The 17,666-nt window shown below is 68.0% G+C and carries 17 protein-coding genes and 1 pseudogene; 12 read left to right on the forward strand and 6 right to left on the reverse strand.

Annotated features, from left to right (window positions below; genetic code table 11):
• Positions 1-47 precede the first annotated feature (47 nt).
• The 12 genes and pseudogenes from E7T09_RS15905 to E7T09_RS22475 all read left to right on the forward strand — a co-directional run.
• Positions 48-1,463 (forward strand): MmgE/PrpD family protein, encoded by a 1,416-nt coding sequence (locus E7T09_RS15905; protein ID WP_168734886.1) that lies wholly within the window; start codon positions 48-50, stop codon positions 1,461-1,463.
• A complete protein-coding gene (locus E7T09_RS15910; protein WP_136390184.1) occupies positions 1,460-2,011 on the forward strand; it encodes a thiamine pyrophosphate-binding protein in 552 nt (183 codons plus the stop codon). The genes E7T09_RS15905 and E7T09_RS15910 overlap by 4 nt, the downstream gene beginning before the upstream one ends.
• Entirely contained in the window at positions 2,008-2,595 is a 588-nt protein-coding gene (locus E7T09_RS15915; protein ID WP_136390185.1) for a thiamine pyrophosphate-dependent enzyme, read from the forward strand. Before E7T09_RS15910 ends, E7T09_RS15915 begins: the two co-directional genes overlap by 4 nt.
• Positions 2,592-3,368, forward strand: a complete 777-nt coding sequence (locus tag E7T09_RS15920; protein ID WP_136390186.1) for a LamB/YcsF family protein — start codon at positions 2,592-2,594, stop codon at positions 3,366-3,368. Before E7T09_RS15915 ends, E7T09_RS15920 begins: the two co-directional genes overlap by 4 nt.
• Positions 3,365-4,516: an acyl-CoA dehydrogenase family protein gene (locus E7T09_RS15925; protein ID WP_136390187.1), complete on the forward strand. Its 1,152-nt coding sequence runs from the start codon at positions 3,365-3,367 to the stop codon at positions 4,514-4,516. The genes E7T09_RS15920 and E7T09_RS15925 overlap by 4 nt, the downstream gene beginning before the upstream one ends.
• Positions 4,516-5,664: a CaiB/BaiF CoA-transferase family protein gene (locus E7T09_RS15930; RefSeq protein WP_136390188.1), complete on the forward strand. Its 1,149-nt coding sequence runs from the start codon at positions 4,516-4,518 to the stop codon at positions 5,662-5,664. The genes E7T09_RS15925 and E7T09_RS15930 overlap by 1 nt, the downstream gene beginning before the upstream one ends.
• On the forward strand, positions 5,661-6,161 hold the full coding sequence (locus E7T09_RS15935) for a MaoC family dehydratase (protein WP_136390189.1): 501 nt from the start codon (positions 5,661-5,663) through the stop codon (positions 6,159-6,161). Before E7T09_RS15930 ends, E7T09_RS15935 begins: the two co-directional genes overlap by 4 nt.
• Positions 6,158-7,639, forward strand: a complete 1,482-nt coding sequence (locus E7T09_RS15940; protein WP_136390190.1) for an aldehyde dehydrogenase — start codon at positions 6,158-6,160, stop codon at positions 7,637-7,639. The genes E7T09_RS15935 and E7T09_RS15940 overlap by 4 nt, the downstream gene beginning before the upstream one ends.
• 5 nt (positions 7,640-7,644) lie before the next feature.
• The gene (locus E7T09_RS15945; RefSeq protein ID WP_136390191.1) at positions 7,645-9,228 is read left to right on the forward strand and encodes an urea amidolyase family protein; all 1,584 of its coding nucleotides are present in this window, start codon (positions 7,645-7,647) and stop codon (positions 9,226-9,228) included.
• On the forward strand, positions 9,228-10,049 hold the full coding sequence (locus tag E7T09_RS15950; RefSeq protein WP_136390192.1) for an SDR family NAD(P)-dependent oxidoreductase: 822 nt from the start codon (positions 9,228-9,230) through the stop codon (positions 10,047-10,049). Before E7T09_RS15945 ends, E7T09_RS15950 begins: the two co-directional genes overlap by 1 nt.
• On the forward strand, positions 10,046-11,176 hold the full coding sequence (locus tag E7T09_RS15955) for an FAD-binding oxidoreductase (protein ID WP_136390193.1): 1,131 nt from the start codon (positions 10,046-10,048) through the stop codon (positions 11,174-11,176). The genes E7T09_RS15950 and E7T09_RS15955 overlap by 4 nt, the downstream gene beginning before the upstream one ends.
• Positions 11,173-11,325 (forward strand): annotated as a pseudogene (locus E7T09_RS22475) (aldolase/citrate lyase family protein); the annotation flags it as partial. The gene E7T09_RS15955 and the pseudogene E7T09_RS22475, both read left to right, overlap by 4 nt.
• Positions 11,326-11,388: 63 nt before the next feature.
• Here E7T09_RS22475 and E7T09_RS15965 read toward each other — a convergent pair.
• The 6 genes from E7T09_RS15965 to E7T09_RS15990 form a co-directional block, all read right to left on the reverse strand.
• Positions 11,389-12,096 (reverse strand): IS6 family transposase, encoded by a 708-nt coding sequence (locus E7T09_RS15965; RefSeq protein ID WP_136390194.1) that lies wholly within the window; start codon positions 12,094-12,096, stop codon positions 11,389-11,391.
• Between the two features lie 77 nt (positions 12,097-12,173).
• Positions 12,174-12,755 carry a nucleoside deaminase gene (locus tag E7T09_RS15970; protein WP_136390195.1) on the reverse strand — a complete coding sequence of 194 codons (582 nt, stop codon included), beginning with the start codon at positions 12,753-12,755 and terminating at the stop codon, positions 12,174-12,176.
• Between the two features lie 177 nt (positions 12,756-12,932).
• Positions 12,933-14,264: a four-carbon acid sugar kinase family protein gene (locus E7T09_RS15975; protein ID WP_136390196.1), complete on the reverse strand. Its 1,332-nt coding sequence runs from the start codon at positions 14,262-14,264 to the stop codon at positions 12,933-12,935.
• Positions 14,261-14,956, reverse strand: a complete 696-nt coding sequence (locus tag E7T09_RS15980) for a class II aldolase/adducin family protein (protein ID WP_136390197.1) — start codon at positions 14,954-14,956, stop codon at positions 14,261-14,263. Before E7T09_RS15980 ends, E7T09_RS15975 begins: the two co-directional genes overlap by 4 nt.
• Positions 14,953-16,284, reverse strand: coding sequence for an amylo-alpha-1,6-glucosidase (locus tag E7T09_RS15985; protein WP_136390198.1), 1,332 nt, complete (start codon positions 16,282-16,284; stop codon positions 14,953-14,955). Before E7T09_RS15985 ends, E7T09_RS15980 begins: the two co-directional genes overlap by 4 nt.
• Complete coding sequence (locus E7T09_RS15990) at positions 16,281-17,657, reverse strand: beta-N-acetylglucosaminidase domain-containing protein (protein WP_168734887.1); 1,377 nt, start codon at positions 17,655-17,657, stop codon at positions 16,281-16,283. Before E7T09_RS15990 ends, E7T09_RS15985 begins: the two co-directional genes overlap by 4 nt.
• Positions 17,658-17,666 lie beyond the last annotated feature (9 nt).

Genomic DNA, 17,666 nt, shown 5'->3' on the forward strand with positions numbered 1-17,666 from the left:
GCAACTCCCGAGAATTAGGGCTGTTTCGCCACCTCAAGGAGATACCAGTGAGCCAGCCTGCTGTGAGTGCCGCCCTCGCCTCGTTCGCCGCGCATCCCCCCGAAGTTCCCCAGACCGCCCTGGAGGACACCCAGCGCAGCATTCTGGACGGCCTCGGCTGCCTGCTGGCCGGATCGGTCACGCCCCAGGCGCGCATGGTTCAGCAGGTGGTGCACAGTCTGGGCCACAGTGACGAGGCGACCGTCTTCAGTGCAGGCCGGGCGAGCGCTGCCGGCGCCGCACTCGCCAACGGCGTGGCGACCCACACGCTGGAACTGGACGACATCCACAAGGGCTCGACCATTCACGCGGCGGCCCCGGTCATCCCGGCGGCGCTCGCCGTGGCCGAGCGTGAGCGGGCGAGCGGCGCGGCCTTCATCCGGGCCGTGGCCCTGGGGTACGAGGCGGCCCTGCGGGTCGGGGAGGCTGTCAATCCCAGCCACTACCGCTACTGGCACCCCACCGGCACGGCCGCCACCTTTGGTGCGGCGGTGGCGGCCGGCGCCCTGCTGGGTCTGGACGAGCGTCAGATGCTCGACGCGTTGGGCAGCGCGGGCACACAGGCGGCGGGGCTGTGGGAATTCAATGCCAGCGGGGCCATGAGCAAGACCCTGCATCCCGGCAAGGCCGCCATGAACGGCGTTCTGTCTGCCGACCTGGCCCGTCTGGGATTCTCGGGCGCGCCCGCCATCCTCGAGGGATCACGCGGGTTCTTCCAGGCCACCGCTGCCGAGAGTGACCCCAGTCGCGTGACCGACCGGTTGGGTGAGGTGTGGAAGGTCAGCGAGAACGGATACAAGCTGTACTCCTGCTGCGGACACACCCATACAGCCATCGACGCCGCCCTGGACTTACGTGCCTCGCGCCACTGGGACGCGGGCCAGGTGCTCGCGACCATCCGGGAGATCCGCCTGGAGACGTACGGGCCAGGCTGGGCCATCGTGAGCGAGCCGAATCCCACCACCCCGTACCAGGCGAAATTCAGTCTGGCCTACGTGGTCTGCGTCGCCCTGCTGGAAGGAGCGGTGGGGCTGGAGCAGTTCGCCCCCGAGCGCTTCGGCCCGGCGGGCGTCCTGGAGCCCGGCGCGGCAGCGCTGTTGAAACGCGTTCAGACCACTGTCTCGTCCGAATTGACGGCGCGGTATCCGGCCGCGTGGCCCAACCGCCTGGAGGTGGAACTCACCAGTGGCGAGGTGCTCCGCGTGGGCGGGGACTTTCCTCGGGGGAACGCGGAGAACCCGGTGAGCACCGAGCTGTTGGAGGCGAAATTTCTGAACCTGGTCGGTGCCCAGGTGAGCAGTGGCGCCGCCGAGTCCGCTCTGGAGCTGATCCGGCAGCTGGACGCCATTCCTGACATGAGGGTCGCCTGCCTGGCGCTGAACGACCTGATCTCGACTGAGAACCATCGCGAGGAGCGGGCATGAGTGAACCGGTATCCAGTTTCCAGAACGCGGGTGGCCGCTGGTCTGCGGGCGTTTATCAGGCCCTGAAAGCAGGTGGCATCGAGCTGGTGCCGTTCGTTCCAGACGGTGGGTTGCGCGGCCTGATTGAGCACTGTCAGGCCGACCCGGACATGCAGGCCATCACGCTCAGCACAGAAGAAGAGGGAATTGCCCTGGCAGCGGGAGCCTGGCTGGGCGGCAAGCGCAGCGTCATGCTCATGCAGTCGAGCGGCGTGGGCAACACGGTCAACATGCTCTCGCTGCTGAAGACCGGGCAGTTCCCGCTGTTGATGCTGGTGACCATGCGAGGCGAATGGGGGGAGTTCAACCCCTGGCAGGTGCCGATGGGGCAGGCCACGCCGAAAGTCCTGGAGGCCATGGGCGTCCTGGTTCAGCGCTGCACCGAACCGGACGAGCTTCCCGGCACCGTAGAGGCTGCGCTGCGGCTGGCGTACAGCACCTACAGTCCGGTGGCCGTGCTGATTTCACAGCAGCTGCTGGGTTCCAAGGCCTTTGGAGTTCAGCCATGAGCGCCCTGCAGCGGCGGGAGGTGATGGGACAGCTTCTGCGGGAGCGGGGAGACCTGCTGGTCGTCACGGGCCTGGGAGCCTCAGCGTGGGATCTGGCGTCCATCTCGGACAGCGCGCTGGATTTCCCGCTGTGGGGGGCCATGGGAGGCGCGGCGGCCTTTGGACTCGGGCTGGCCCTGGCGCAGCTCCATCGCCGCGTGGTCGTGTTCACCGGTGACGGTGAGATGCTCATGGCCCTCGGCTCGTTATCCACGATTGCGGCGGTGCACCCGGCGAACCTGAGCCTCGTGGTGCTGGACAACGAGCGGTACGGAGAGACGGGATCCCAGCGTACCCATACCGCGGCCGGCGTTGACCTGGCGGGTGTGGCCCTGGCCTGCGGGTTTCCGAAGGCCGTCATCGTCCGCGGGATGGAACAGGTGGATGACCTGCGCACGGATCTCCACGAACACCATGGCCCTCTGTGTGCGGTGGTGAAGGTGGCTCTCACCCCGGATCCCATGACGCTGCCGCCCAGGGACGCCACCTATCTGAAGAACCGTATGCGGACGGCCCTGCTGGGAGCCAGGGCCGTGCTGGAATGAGCCGCCTGGTAGATCTCAACGCCGATGTGGGCGAATCCTTCGGGGCGTGGTCGCTGGGCGATGACGCGCGGCTGGTGGCGCTGCTGACCAGCGTGAACGTGGCCTGCGGCTTCCACGCGGGCGATCCACTGACCATCCAGCGCACGCTTGGACTGGCGCGCGACCACGACCTGGGGATCGGGGCGCACCCGGGCTTCCCGGATCTGCAGGGGTTCGGGCGACGGGTTCTGGAGGCCACGCCCGAACAGGTGTACGCGGACGTGCTCTACCAGATATCGGCTGTGTCCGGCATGGCGCGGACGGCAGGGGTGGCACTCCGACACGTGAAGGCCCACGGGGCGCTCTCCACCCGTGCCTGGACGCACGCCCCAACCGCCGTGGCGATCGCCCAGGCCGTCCGGGATTACGACCGCGCGCTCCCACTGGTCGTGCTTCCCGCCACACTGCTCGAAACCGAGGCGCGCGCCCTGGGCGTCCCAGTGGTTCTGGAGACCTTTCCCGAACGGGCGTACCTGCGCGACGGCCGCCTCGCGCCGCGCGCGCTGGCAGGATCCAGTATCCATGACCCGCACGAAGCGGCCCGACGCGCCGTGATGCTCGTCACCGAGGGGCGCATCGAGGCCATCGACGGCGGCTATTTCGAGTGCCGCACCGACACCCTGTGCATCCATGGGGACAACCCGAACGCCGTGGAGATCGCCCGCGCCGTCCGGGCCGCCCTGGAGGCCAGCGGCGTCACGATCGCGCCTTTCAGCGTCCCGGAGACCGCATGACCCTGAACAGTTTTCCTGAACTGCGCGAGCCGGTACGTGACCTGTGTGCCCGATTCGACACCGCCTACTGGCTGGCTGCCGAGAAGGCCGGCTACCCCGACGCCTTCGTCAAGGCTTTGACGGAGGCCGGATGGCTCGCGGCACTCATCCCCGAGGAGTACGGCGGCGCGGGCCTGGGACTGACCGAGGCGAGCGTCATCCTGGAGGAAATCAACCACTCGGGCGGGAATTCGGGCGCATGCCACGCGCAGATGTACATCATGGGGACACTGCTGCGCCACGGCTCGCCCGAGCAGAAAACGCAGTACCTGCCGCGCATCGCCAGCGGTGAGCTGCGGCTTCAGTCATTCGGCGTGACCGAACCAACCACCGGGTCGGACACGACCAAGCTCAAGACCACGGCGACGAGAAAGAGCGGCACCTACGTGGTGAAGGGGCAGAAGGTCTGGACGTCGCGGCTCCAGCACTCGGACCTGCTGCTGTTGCTGGCCCGCACCACTCCCCTGTCCGAGGTGAAGCGCAAGACCGAGGGCCTCTCCACCTTCCTGATCGACCTGCGCACGATCGACGCCACGCGAATGACTGTGCGCCCCATCCAGAACATGGTGGGGCACGAGACCAACGAGGTGTTCTTCGACGACCTGGAGATCCCAGCCAGCAGCCTGATCGGCGAAGAGGGTCAGGGGTTCTGGTATGTGCTGGACGGCATGAACGCCGAGCGTATTCTGATCGCCGCCGAGTGTGTGGGGGACGGCTACTGGTTTACTGAGCGGGCCAGCGCCTACGCCTCCGAGCGGGTGGTGTTTGATCGTCCCATCGGACAGAACCAGGGTGTGCAGTTCCCCATTGCCCGCGCCTACGTGAACGTGAGGGCCGCCGACCTGATGCGCTTCGAGGCGGCCCGACGGTTTGATGCCGGGCAGCCCTGCGGCGCGGAGGCGAACATGGCCAAACTGCTCGCCGCCGACGCCTCCTGGGAGGCCGCCAACGCCTGCCTGCAGACCCACGGCGGCTTCGGGTTCGCTGCCGAGTACGACGTGGAGCGCAAGTTCCGGGAAACGCGGCTGTACCAGGTGGCCCCCATCAGCACAAACCTGATCCTGTCCTTCGTGGCAGAAAAGGTTCTTGGAATGCCGCGGTCCTACTGATGCTGCCACTTGAAGGCGTAAAGGTCGTGGCGCTGGAGCAGGCGGTGTCCGCGCCGTTCTGCTCCCGGCAGCTGGCCGATCTGGGCGCGGACGTCATCAAGGTTGAGCGTCCCGGCGAGGGCGACCTGGCGCGCGGCTACGACGGCGCGCTGGGCGGCGTGTCGGCCTATTTCGCCTGGCTCAACCGCGGAAAGCGCAGTGTAGTGCTGGATCTCAAGGGGGACGCGGGTATCGCGGCGCTGGACGCCCTCCTCGCGGGCGCAGACGTGTTCGTCCACAACCTGGCCCCCGGCGCCGTGGAACGACTGGGATTTGCCTGGGAAGCGGTGCGAACGCGCTTCCCCAGCCTGATCTGGGTGTCGATCAGCGGCTACGGTCTGGATGGCCCGCAGGTGAACCGCAAGGCCTACGACATGCTCATCCAGGCCGAGGCAGGGGTGGTGGCGCTGACGGGAACACCTGAGCAGGCGGCGAAGGTGGGCATCTCGGTGGCGGACATTGCGGCGGGCCTGTACGCGCATAGCAGCGTGCTGGCGGCGCTCCTGAACCGGGCCCGGACCGGTCAGGGCGAGCGCATCGACATCTCCATGCTGGAGTGCCTGACCGAGTGGGTCACGCCGCCCATGTACGTCCAGATGGGGCAGGGGCGTCCGCCCGTCCGCGCGGGCCTGCGCCACAACATGATCGTGCCGTATGGCGCGTACAGCTGCGCGGACGGACAGGTGATGTTCGCCGTGCAAAGCGAGCGCGAGTGGGCGCGGCTGTGCGAGGTGGTGCTGCGCCGTCCTGACCTGACGACCGACGAACGCTACCGCGGCAACGAACAGCGTCTCAGACACCGCGAAGTGCTGGAGGCAGAGATTGAGGCGGCCATCGCGTCCCTGACCCGCGCTGAGGTGCTCGCCCTGCTGGACACAGCCAGCATCGCCAACGCGGCGGTGAACACGGTGGCGGACGTGGTTCACCACGAGCAGCTCCAGGCCCGAGGCCGCTGGACGCAGGTGGACAGCCCCGTCGGAATGATTCCAGCGCTGCTCCCACCGCACAACCTCCTGGGCGTCACGCCGCGGATGGGCCGTGTGCCGGCGCTGGGAGAACACACGCAGGCCGTCCTGGCCGAACTCGGACTGAAGGAGGCTGACGAATGAGTGCCCATGAAACCGGACGTTGCTATGAGGACTACGCGGTGGGAGAGGTGATCGAACACCCGCTGGGCCGCACGGTCACGCAGAACGACAACATCTGGTTCACGCTGCTGACCAACAACACCAATCCCATCCACTTCGATGCGCATTACGCCGCACAGACCGAGTTCGGCCGCCCGCTGGTGAACAGCTGCCTGACCATCGCGCTGGTGACAGGCCTGTCGGTTGCAGACATGTCCCGCAACGCCGTGAATCTCGGCTGGGATGAGGTGCGCATTCCCCACCCCCTCTTCGAGGGCGACACCGTCTATGCCCAGAGCGAGGTGCTGGAGCTGCGCGAATCACGCTCGCGGCCCACGCAGGGCGTGATGGTCTTCCGCACCACCGGATACAACCAGCATGGCCAGAGCGTGCTGGTGTTCCGGCGGACGGTTCTCGTCTACCGCCGGGGCCACGTACCGGCCCTCACCTCACGTCCGGTGCTGCAGGAGCCGTCATGACCCTGCCGGAGTACGGACTGTACATCGGTGGCCAGTTCCTCCCGGCGCAGTCCGGGCAGCAGGAGGAGACCGTCAATCCGTACACCGGTCAGGCGTGGGCGCGGGTGCCACAGGCCGACGGGCGCGACGTGGACGCGGCGGTGCGCGCGGCCCGCCACGCGCTGGACGAGGGCCCCTGGGGCCGCATGACCGGGCGGCAACGTTCGAAGCTGATTCATCACTTCGCGCAGATCCTCGCCCGCGACGCCGACCTGCTCGGTGAGGCCGAGACGCGCGACAACGGCAAACTGCTGCGGGAGATGCAGGGACAGTGCCGCATCCTCCCGGAGTGGTACGAGTACTACGCGGGCGCTGCCGACAAGCTGCACGGCGAGACGATTCCGAGTGACAAGCCGAACTTCTTCATCTACACCCGCCGCGAGCCAGTGGGTGTGGTCGCGGCCATCATCCCCTGGAACTCGCCCCTGCTGCTGCTCACATGGAAGCTCGCCCCCCTGCTCGCGGCCGGGTGCACGGTGGTCGTCAAGCCCGCTGACCAGACGCCCGTTTCGGCGCTCGAGTTCGCCCGGCGGGTGGAGGAGGCTGGCTTCCCGCCCGGCGTGTTCAATGTGGTGACGGGCGGCCCGGTGGTGGGTGCGGCCCTCGCCTCGCATCCGGGGGTGGACAAGGTGGCCTTCACGGGCAGCACGGCCGTCGGCATCAAGGTTGGCCAGGCGGCAATGGGCCACTTGGCGAAGGTGAGCCTGGAACTGGGCGGCAAGAGCCCCAATGTCGTCTTTGAGGACGCCGACCTCGACGCGGCCGCAAATGGCGTGATCGCAGGCATTTTTGCGGCAGGTGGACAGACCTGCATCGCCGGCTCACGCCTCCTGGTGCAGGCGTCCGTGCACGATGAACTGGTCCGGCGCGTGACTGAGCGGGCCCGCACCATCAAACTTGGTGATCCCCTTGCCCACGACACGGAGATGGGACCGGTGGCCTTCCGGGCGCATCTCGACGGCATCCTGCGCCGCTGTGAACGTGGCCTCCAGGAAGGCGCGTCGCTGGTGACCGGGGGACGGCGGGCCTCCGGGCCGGGACTCGATGACGGGTACTTCGTGGAGCCCACCATTTTCACTGACGTTCAGCCGCACATGGAGCTCGCCGCCGAGGAGATCTTCGGCCCCGTGCTGTCGGTGCTGAGTTTCGAGGATGAGCCCGACGCCGTGCGGATGGCGAACGATTCCCGCTATGGCCTGGGGGCGGGCGTGTGGACGCGTGACCTGCAGCGGGCCCACCGCGCCGCGCACGCCATTCGGGCCGGGACGGTCTGGGTGAACAGCTACCGCGCTGTCAGCTTCAACGCGCCGTTTGGCGGCTTCAAGGACAGCGGCTTCGGGCGGGAGAACTCCCTCGAGGGCGTGGGCGAGTACCTGGACACCAAGACCGTCTGGGTGGAACTCACCGGGGCCACACGCGATCCGTTCACGCTCGGCTGATCGGTATGCACCTCGAGGGCCTCTACGTGCAGTTCAGTCAGGAACTGAACCGCGTGCAGAACCGCCGGCTGCACGCCTTACACCACCGCCTGCGAGAGCAGGTGCCGGCGGGCGTCACAGATCTGTACCCCGGGTACGTGAACCTGTACGTGGAGTTTGACGCCGGGCGGATCACCCGCGAGCAGGTGCAGGGCTGGGTGCGCGAGGTCCTGGGTACCCTGCCTGAAGGCCCGGACGGAGAAGGCCGCCGGGTGGAGCTTCCCGTGCGCTACGACGGTGAGGATCTGGATGACGCTGCACAGAGATTGGGCCTGACCCGCGCCGAACTCATTGCGGGGCACAGCGGCGCGGACTACCTCGTGTACGCTGTGGGGTTTACACCTGGGTTTCCGTTTCTGGGTGAGGTGGCGCCGCCCCTGCGCCTGCCCCGTCGGGACACGCCGCGCGCCCTGGTGCCCTTCAACGCTGTGGCCATGGCGCAGGCCCAGACCTGCGTGTACGTGTTGCCCTCTCCAGGCGGCTGGAACCTGCTGGGCACGGCGCTCGACACCATCTACGACCCGCACCGCGCCGAGCCATTCCTGCTCGCTCCGGGCGACACGGTGCGCTTCGTCCCCGCCGACGGCGCGACGCCAGTGCTGCCCGCGGTGCGCGAGATTTGGCCTGCGCTTCCCCACACGCCAGCCATTCAGGTGATCAAGCCCGGCCTCCTCGACCTGCTGGTGGACAACGGCCGCTTCCTGCAGGCCCACGTGGGTATGGCCCGCAGCGGGCCCATGGACGCTCCGGCCGCCTGGCAGGCGAACCTGCAGGCGGGCAACCCGGCCGGCGCGCCGCTCCTGGAATTCACGTTGCTTGGCCCAGTCCTGCGCGCCCTGCGCCCCTTGACCTTGGGGTTCGCAGGTCAGGGCATGACGCCTCTGGTCGACGGCCAGCTCCATCAGCCTGGGAACCGACTCACGTTGCAGCCGGGACAGGTTCTCTCGTTTGCGTCATCAGCAACAGGGGTGCGCGCGTACCTGGCCCTTACCGGCGGACTGGAGACCCTGCCCTTCCTGGGCAGCAGCAGCACCGACCGAACCGGATTGATCGGGCGGCCCCTGGCGCGCGGGGATGTGCTGGGTCAGGCTCAGCCCGGGCTGGAGGTGAACCTGCCGCCGTTGCCAATGCCTCCTGGTGGCCTGTCGGGAGACGTGATCACGCTGCGCCTCCTGCCGGGACCGCAGGCCAGCGAGGCGGCGCTGCGTGCCCTGGCGGACGGCGTGTTCACGGTGGGCACGCAAGACCGCATGGGCATCCGCTTCATTGGGCCGCCGGTGCCTGGGGGTCAGGTGATCAGCGAGGCCACGCCGCATGGAGCGGTGCAGGTCACGCCCGCCGGGCAGCCCATCTTGCTGCTGAACGACCGCGGGCGCATCGGCGGGTACCACAAGCCTGCCGTGCTGCACCCGGATGACCTTCCGCGCGCTGCGCAGTTGCGCCCACACCAGCGGGTGCGGTTTCAACCTTTCGTCAGCGTGCCGGCGAGCCGCTGGGCCGCCCGCTGGAGCATGCAAGCTTCTTTCGATTCTATGCCGAGGAGTACCTGATGACGAACAGCTCCGTACACCGTTTTGAAGGCCGTGTGGTTCTGGTCACCGGCGCGGGAGGTGGCATTGGCCGCGCCGTCGCTGAGCGTTTTGCCGCCCAGGGTGCAAAAGTCGCCGTGAACGATATCAAAGCCGACATGGTTGAGGCCGTCGTCGCCGCCATCACGGCCGCTGGCGGCGCGGCCCTGGCGGTTCCTGCCGACGTGTCGGACGCCGCGCAGGTCGGGGCCATGTTCCAGCACACTGAGGATCACTTTGGGTATGTGGACGTGCTGTACAACAACGCGGGTCTGATCGACACCGCCCGGCATTTTCTTCAGGGTGACGAAGCGTGGTGGGACCGCATCATTCAGGTCAACCTGCGGAGCGTCTTCCTGTGCTCGCACCGCGCCGCAACGGTGATGGCGCGGCGGCGCCGGGGCGTGATCATCAGCACGTCATCGGGGGGCGCCACCCGTTCCCACCGCGGCAATGTGGCTTACGACGCCACCAAGGGCGGCATTGAGGCGATGACGCGGGCGATGGCCCTTGATCTCGCTCCGTACGGCATCCGGGTAAACGGAGTGGTGCCAGGCTTCATCAACACCTACGGTCTGACCGAGGAGCAGTTGCGTATCCGGGAGAAGACGGTTCCGATGGGGCGGTACGGCGTGGCCGAGGACATGGTGGGCGCGGCCCTGTTCCTGGCGTCGGATGACGCGGCATTCATCACGGGGCAGTTCATCGCGGTGGATGGCGGTGTGCTCGTGCAGCAGCGCAGCGCGAATGTGGACACCTTCCCCGTCGAGGGCTTTCCGGTCATCCCGGCGGATCTCGCGTGAGCGCGGCCGATGTAGATGTTGCCGTGATTGGAGCAGGCATCGTCGGCGCCGCGTGCGCGTGGCGGCTCGCGCAGCGTGGGTTGAACGTTCTGGTTCTGGAACGCGATCAGCCCGCCAGTGGCAGCACGGGAAAGAGCGCGGCGGGCGTCCGGGCACAGTTCGCCAGTGAACCCAACATCCGCCTGTCACAGGAAAGTATCTCTGAGTATGCCGCGATGCCTCAGTCCGGGTATCAGCCAGGAGGCTACCTGATGCTGGTACCCGAACACCACTGGGTGGAGCACCAGGCGGGTGTGGCGCTCCAGCAGCAGCTGGGCGTGCCCAGCGAACTCCTGACGCCGCAGGCAGCGCAGGGCCACCTGCCTTTCGAGCCATCGGGGTTGGGTGGGTGCAGTTTCTGTCCCACGGATGGGTTCGTGGACGCCCATTCGCTGACCTTCGAGTACGTTCGGCTGGCCCGTGACGCAGGGGTGACCGTGTGGACGGAGACACCGGTCACCGCCATTCGGCCTGGCGCTTCAGGTGGGGCCGGCTGGTGCCTGGAGACCAGCCGGGGGGACGTGCGGGCCACGCAGGTTCTGAATGCTGCTGGAGCCTGGGCCGGCCAGGTGGGCGCTCTGGCCGGACTGGACATTCCAGTGCGCCCCGCGCGGCGGATGGTGTTCACGACCGGGCCCCTGCATCCGCCGCGCCGGGTGCCGATGGTCTTCGATCTGGAGAGTGGCGTGTGGCTGCGTTCAGAGGGCGAGCGCCTAATCTTCGGACGGGCAGATCCGGCCGATGTGGGGTGGCGTGAGGGGCTGGACTGGGCCTGGCTCGACCCTACCCTGGAGGCCGCCCTGAACCGCTTCCCGTGGCTGGAAACAGCTGGTCTGGATCGCCGCGCGAGTTGGTGGGGGTATTACGAGATCACCCCTGATCACCAGCCAATCCTGGGCAGGATGCCTGGCGTCCATGGCTGGCTCAATGCCTGCGGGTTCTCCGGACACGGGGTGATGCAGGCTGCCGCTGCGGCGCGCGTCCTCGCGCAGGAAGCATGTGAAGACGCGCCCTTCATCAACATTGACGCTCTCCGATACGAACGCTTTTTGGCCGGCGCCGTGGTGTCTTCGGACATCCAGCTGTGAGCGCCGAGTGGTGTCCACGCAGCGCCTTGTTCGCGCCTGCAAACCGCGCAGACCTGATTGCCAAGCTGCCGCGCAGCGCGCCCGACGCGGTGATTCTCGATCTGGAAGACGCCGTGCCGGCACGCATGAAGCCAGCAGCCCGGCGAACGGTTGTGGCAAGTTGTTGGCTTCAAGACTGCAGAGAAGCGTCAGAAACGCAGGCGGCCTGAACTTCAGGCCGCTTCCTGTACCACTGTGCGCCAGATGTCGAACGCCTGTTTCTGCTGGAAACGACGATGATGAGCGGGAACGGTGCAACTGGCCGGATGGTGCAGATTCGTGATGTGAGCGTGCAGGTTGAGGAACCCTTGTGCTCGTGGTCGTGACCTGAACCCGCATTGCTGACGCTCCTGTCGGCGTGTGGGACGATGGGACTGCTCAATCAGGTTGTTGCAACGGGCCGTGACAACCTGGACGTGCTCCACAGCGTGGAGCACAGGAAGCTCGCGAAGAGCGGCACCGTAACTCCACAGCTTGTCGGTGTGCACCGTGACGGGGACGCCATATTCACCCAGCAGCCGGACGAAGAAGGACTTGGCCGCTTCAGTGTCCCGGTGGCGCTGAAGGAACACGTCCAGCACTGCACCGTGTTCATCGACGGCTCGCCACAACCAGTGTGTAACGCCCCCGACGTCCATGTACATTTCGTCGAGATACCACCGGGAACCCCGACGGGGTTCCCGGTGGCGCAGTCCCTGGGCAAACAGATCGCTGAACTTGATGCACCACGTGCGAATGGATTCGCGGGTGATGGCAATTCCTCGTTCCAGCAAGAGTTCTTCGACGTCCCGATAACTCAGCGTAAATCGGTGGTAGAGCCACACGGCATACCCGATGACCTCAAGCGGGAACCGGTAGCCGGGGAGCTTGTGACCACTCAACACCGCGCCAACCTACCAAACCAACTTGCCACAACCCTCTCTCTGGTAGAACGTGGATCCTGCTGGTACGCTTCAACTCATTTCGAAGAGTCCCGGTCGGCCGCTGCCCCGACCTCCCCCGTTTCCTGCGGGTATTTCCGGCGCCACAGCGCCCACCCCTCGTCCGGAAAGGCGCGTTTCGCTTCCGGGGCGAAGAGGGCCGCACCCTCATGCTCCAGGGCCGCGTCCGGGCAGGGGATAACCTCGGTGTCCTGCATGGCGGGGTGATCCGACCATTCGATCACGCGGCCGGAACCGCCCCAGGGATCGGCGGTGGCCCACACGATCCGCCCGATCCCGATCAGGGCGCTGGCCCCGCCGCACATCAGGCAGGGTTCCAGGCTGGTGTACAGGGTCAACGTCTCGGGCTGCTCGGGATTGCCCAGCTGGAAGTACAGATCCATCTCGGCGTGCGCGATACCGGCGCGGCCGACGTGCTCGGCCGTCTGGGGTTCCTTGTGGCGGTTGCGTCCCCGGCCGACGATCTGCCCGTCGGCATCGACCAGCACGGCGCCAACGGGAGCGCTCCCGGCGGCCTGGGCCTCGCGGGCCAGGGCCAGGGTGTCGCGCAGGTAACGGGCGTGGTCGAGTGGCGCGCGGGCGGCGGGGGTGTCAGGCATGCCGGCACTCTACGGACGACCGGCGTGGGGTTCGGTGGGCGTTCGTCCTTTGCCTCAGCTTGAGGCAGAGAAGGGGAACGCGGGCGGCTTATCGTATGGATTGGCACCCCAGGTTTGACCTGAAAAGCCGCCTACGAGCCCAAAGTCGAGGCAACTGCATGCCTGATTCCTGCACTTTCATTGATCGGCATGCTCAGATATCGGCTGTTGAAGAGCTTGCAGGGCGAGCGCCAGAAAGTCCGGGCTGCCGAATGAACCGGACTTCAATACCAGCAAGAGCCGCTGATCCGGAGCATAGGTGAGGGGCAGCCCGGGTTCGAGTTCCCGGAGCACCTGGGTGTGCGCGATGCCCAGGGCGCGGGTGAGCGCGGCGCTGGTGTCGCCGCCCAGGGCGATCAGGCGGCCCGAGGCTCCTCGCCGGGCCGCTTCGGCGCCGGCCTCGGCCAGGACGCCAGACAGCCGGCGGCTAACCTCACCAGCATCCAACCCGAGGGCGCGTCCGTGCGCACGGACGGCCACGACATCGGAGGATTCATTGGGCGTGCGGATGAGCACCGGCCGGTCGGAAAGGAGTACAGCGCAGGCCTGCCTGACAAGCGTATTTACTGCGGCGGCGGGAGCCAACAGCGCTTGCTCCGGATCCAGCACGAACTCAATGCCGTTGCTTGCCCGGAAGGCGGCAATCTGGGCGCGCGTCTGGGGCATCACCGAGCCCGCCACCAGCACAGCCCGGCGGGGATGGCGCACCTTTGAAACATCCGGCGGATTCAATGGTGCCACAGGCGGCCAGAGGGGCGGCAACTCCTCGGCCAGGGCGCTCGAGCCCAGGAAGACCCGAGCCCCGGCCAGCGCCCTGGCCAGCGCCTGCAAGTCACTCTGCGTTTCGGCGTCGGCCAGTATGTATCGGCAACCCTGATCCCGCAGCCGCGCGAGTTCGGCGGTCAGCGCCTCGGGCCCGGCGCGTATCGCCTCCAGGGCCAGGCCCACCACTCCATGTGGCGTCTGGCGGCCCAGATCCCTTACGAGATCGGCGTCAAGACGTGGATGAAAGGGGTCGTGCGCGAATTCGGTCTGCGGCAGGGCCAAGCCGCGCACGAAGTGCTGACCGTGAACGGTCGTACGACCATTGCGGGGAAAGGCTGCCACCGCGACCGCCCTTATCTCGCTGAGCTCATCCAGTAATGCGTCGAACTCGGCGCCCACATTGCCCCGGAACACTGAACAGGTTTTCTTCCAGAAGGTATGGATGCCTGCCTCGCGCAGGGCCCCAGTGGCCCTGCGCACCCGCGCGGCTGCCTCGTGGGGAGCCAGCAGCCGTGAGTCGGTGTCGATGATCAGGGCGTCGGTGCGCTCCTCCATCAAGCGGGACGCGACCACTTCCCAGTCGGCCTCGGCAGCCACGATGCGCACGGCATACCCGTGCTTGGCGAGCAGGCCACCGATATCGCCTGCCCCGGTGATGTCGTCGGCTACGACGCCGAGTGGTAGTGGCCCCGCCGGCGCGCTCACGGTGCCCAGCCCGGCACGCCAGGTCGCAGACGCGGCCGCGTCTCACCGGCGGCAACGTGGAACCCATGGGTGGCGGCGCGGTTCGCCGTGGCCAGCTCAGCGTCCGACAGGACGCGGGCCTGACCGTGAGTGAGCAGCCACACGCGGGCCTGCTGCTCCAGCTCCTCCAGGCGGTCGATGGCCAGCTCCACGCTCGCGGCGTATACCAGCGCGCCGTGGTTCTGGAGCAGCAGCGCGTTCGCGACCACGCAGGCCGACTCCACCGCTGCGGCGAGTTCCGGCGATCCCGGCGGGTGGTACGGCAGCAGCGGCACGCGGCCCACCGTGGTTACCGCGTACGAGCTGAGAATGGGGAGGACGTTGTCGGCCGTCGGCTCGGCCATGCAGGACAGCGCCAGCGACGCGTCGGCGTGGACGTGCAGCGCGGCGTGGATGTCAGGCCGCTGGCGGTACAGCGCTGCGTGGAAGGCCGCCTCCTTGCTGGGCCTGGGGCCGCTCAGGTGCACGCCGTCCAGGCTGCACAGCGCGAAGTCGTCCACCGTCTGGCGCGCGCCCGCCCGGCCGGTGCCGCTCACCAGGAAGCCGCCGGAGTGGCGGTGGCTGACGTTGCCCCCGCTGGACGTGCTGAAGTGGCGGGCGTACAGGTCGCGGGCGACCCGGGCGAGGACGGCCGGTAGCGTGTCCGGCGTCATGTGGGTTCCCCACCCTGAGCCCAGCCCTCGAAGAACGGCACCACGCCGCGGCTCACGGCCTCGTGGGCGTACACGTACATCGCTGCCGACCAGCTCTGGCCCGCGAAGCCGCTTGGGCGGCCGCTCACGCCGTGCGCCCACTCGTTGAACTCCCACGCCTGGCCCGGCGTTCTCGACAGGTGGTTGAGTTCGGCCAGGCGTTCCAGCTGCCGCTGCGCCTCCTCCATGCGTCCGGCCGCGACCAGGGCGGCGACATAGAAGCCGCCGATCATCGGCCACACGCCGCCGTTGTGGTACTGATCCGGCAGGTTGAGGTTACGCAGGCGGTAGTACTCGCGCCAGTCGGCGTCGCCGGGATGCACAGGCGGGTGGATGGCCCGCACCGGCCACGGGTGGTTCACGCCCGCCGATTCGATGTAGTCCAGGATCTTCGCGGCCTGCACGGGCGCCGCTACCCCGAACACGATCGCCAGCAGGTTCCCGAAGGTATCGAAGCGGTCGGCGTACCCCCGGAATGCCATGTACGGCAGGTAGTATGGCCGCTCCTGCAGCACCGTCGTGGTCAGCGAGATGGGGTACAGCCACTCCTTGCGGTGAGCGGCCACCCAGTCCATGTCCTTCCTGACCTCCGCCCCGACCCACAGCAGGGTGTTGATCTTGACCCGGATATCCTCGGCACGGGCGAGGTCTGGGGCGGCGTCCTCACCCTGGGCGGCACGCAGCTCGGCCATGGCGCGGTGAGCGGCATACCACAGGACGTTCGGCCACAGCGAGTTGTAGCGGTTGGCGAACAGGTCGGCCCAGTCCATCGCCTCGTGAACTTCCAGCAGGCCGCACTCGTTAGAGTCCTGATACTCCAGCCACGTGTACGCGCGCGTGAGGTGGGGCCAGACCTTGCGCAGTCGCATCAAGTCGCCGTCGGCACGCCAGATGGCATAGTTCCCCAGGATGAACCACAGGCTGTTGTCGATGCAGCCGGAGTGAGCCGTGTCGACCACCACCTCCACGTTCCCGCCAGCTGCCCCGGCGCCGTGAAGCGCGCCGCCATGGGCGATCAGCGCCGGATCCGGCAGGCCGCTGAAGCCCACGTTGTGCGGAATGTTGCCTAGGCGCGACTGGTACGCCGCGAGCGTGCGCACCGACTGGCGGGCAATTTGGGCGCCGACCCGGTCGGCGCACAACAGCAGCCCCAGCGTGCAGACCATTGAGTCCCGGGCCCAGACCTGCTTGTAGGCGGTGCTGGAACCCAGCAGGCCCAGGGGGCTGCCGTTCCGCACCACGATGTCCTCCGCCCGCGGGCGGGCCTGCGCGGCGAGCGGCGGGCTCACGCGCGCTCCACGGTTTGGAGCGTGGCCAGCGCCTCGGCGGCCCACACGCAGCGCCGGGCGAAGTGGTCGAAGGTGTCGCCCGCCACCCAGTGCATGTTCGCCCGCACGAGGAACAGTTCCTCGAGCACGTATCCGCGTGCCCGCGTGTCGTGCGGGTGGTCGAGGGCCGCCAGGGCGTACTTCAACACCCGTGCCCAGCCCGCAAGCTTGTGCGCCCACGGGGCCAGCTCCCGGCGCAGGTTCAGGTTGGACAGGTGGATCAGCGTCTCCCCGGCCAGCTCCAGCTCCACGGCGGCGCGGCGCAGGGGGGCCTCGTCAGGCGTGACCGGGCGGCGCTCCGGGCGATCCGCGAGATCCGTGCCCACTCCGGCCGGAGGACCGCCGCGCGCGGCCCAGAACGCGTCGATTGCCGGCCACAGCGCGTGGTGAAGCCCCTGGCCGGGGTTCAGCGGGCCGCGCCGCGCCAGGTCCGCGAGGAGCAGCAGCGCCTCTGCCTCCGCCCGGGTGGCCGTCAGGGCCAGTGCGGCTTCACGGGCCGCCACCTCTGGATCGTACGTGCCGGGCTCCCGCAGGAAGGCAGCAACCGTATGCAGGGTCAGCTTGCTCATCTCGGGCCGCTCCCCGGCATTCGCGAAGTAGCCAGCCGCGTGCGCCACGAGGTCTGACGAGCGGCCCGTCAGGGGCCCCAGGTGCGGATCGAAGCGCATCTCCAAGTCGTTGACCGGCACGTTGTCCCATACCAGCGGCGCGCGGCGCAGGGCAGCCGTCACCGCGCGCAGATCGTCCGCGTTCAGGGTGGGCGAGCAGATGTCATGACCCGTCCAGAACACGCCGATGGCCGGGTCGAGGTGCTCTCCCAGCCCGCGCAGGTACGCGCTGTCGCCGGCGCCGTGGTATTCGGTGGGCACAAAGGAGAAGTCCCCGGGCGCGTCGGCGGCGAGGGTGTTGGCGAGCCACGCCTGGGCGCGATCCAGCGTGCCGAAAGCGGCGGCGTCCTCCGAGTGGTCGAAGCGATCCGGCAGATCGTCGAGCAGCAGAACGAACGACCCGATGCCCTGGTCACGCGCGCCAGCCATCTTGCGGCGCAGCGTCTCCAGGTCGTCGGGCCGGGTGTACCCGAAGCCTAGGGCGCTCAGGCCGAAGATGAACTCGGTGCCATGACCGCGGGCCCGCGCGGCGAGCTGCCCGAAGGCCTGCCACTCCCCAGGTGTGTACGGCTCTCGCCAGCGGTTGCGGTGAATAGGGTCGTTCTTGGGTGCGTAGAGGTAGGCGCCCAGCCCCTGGGCGGCCAGGAAATCGAGCATGTCGTGCCGCTCGGCCCACGTCCAGGGTGGGCCGTAAAACCCTTCGATCACACCACGCTTGGCCAGCATGACTCTCCT

It is taken from the genome of Deinococcus sp. KSM4-11 (genome assembly GCF_004801415.1).
In the GTDB taxonomy this organism is placed as follows: domain Bacteria; phylum Deinococcota; class Deinococci; order Deinococcales; family Deinococcaceae; genus Deinococcus.

Coding starts and splice junctions, on each gene's coding strand:
- E7T09_RS15935 (WP_136390189.1), top strand. CDS start 5,661: ATGAGTGCCCATGAAACCGGACGTTGCTATGAGGACTACGCGGTGGGA.
- E7T09_RS15910 (WP_136390184.1), top strand. CDS start 1,460: ATGAGTGAACCGGTATCCAGTTTCCAGAACGCGGGTGGCCGCTGGTCT.
- E7T09_RS15945 (WP_136390191.1), top strand. CDS start 7,645: ATGCACCTCGAGGGCCTCTACGTGCAGTTCAGTCAGGAACTGAACCGC.
- E7T09_RS15980 (WP_136390197.1), bottom strand. CDS start 14,956: ATGACGCCGGACACGCTACCGGCCGTCCTCGCCCGGGTCGCCCGCGAC.
- E7T09_RS15930 (WP_136390188.1), top strand. CDS start 4,516: ATGCTGCCACTTGAAGGCGTAAAGGTCGTGGCGCTGGAGCAGGCGGTG.
- E7T09_RS15920 (WP_136390186.1), top strand. CDS start 2,592: ATGAGCCGCCTGGTAGATCTCAACGCCGATGTGGGCGAATCCTTCGGG.
- E7T09_RS15950 (WP_136390192.1), top strand. CDS start 9,228: ATGACGAACAGCTCCGTACACCGTTTTGAAGGCCGTGTGGTTCTGGTC.
- E7T09_RS15915 (WP_136390185.1), top strand. CDS start 2,008: ATGAGCGCCCTGCAGCGGCGGGAGGTGATGGGACAGCTTCTGCGGGAG.
- E7T09_RS15990 (WP_168734887.1), bottom strand. CDS start 17,657: ATGCTGGCCAAGCGTGGTGTGATCGAAGGGTTTTACGGCCCACCCTGG.
- E7T09_RS15940 (WP_136390190.1), top strand. CDS start 6,158: ATGACCCTGCCGGAGTACGGACTGTACATCGGTGGCCAGTTCCTCCCG.
- E7T09_RS15970 (WP_136390195.1), bottom strand. CDS start 12,755: ATGCCTGACACCCCCGCCGCCCGCGCGCCACTCGACCACGCCCGTTAC.
- E7T09_RS15925 (WP_136390187.1), top strand. CDS start 3,365: ATGACCCTGAACAGTTTTCCTGAACTGCGCGAGCCGGTACGTGACCTG.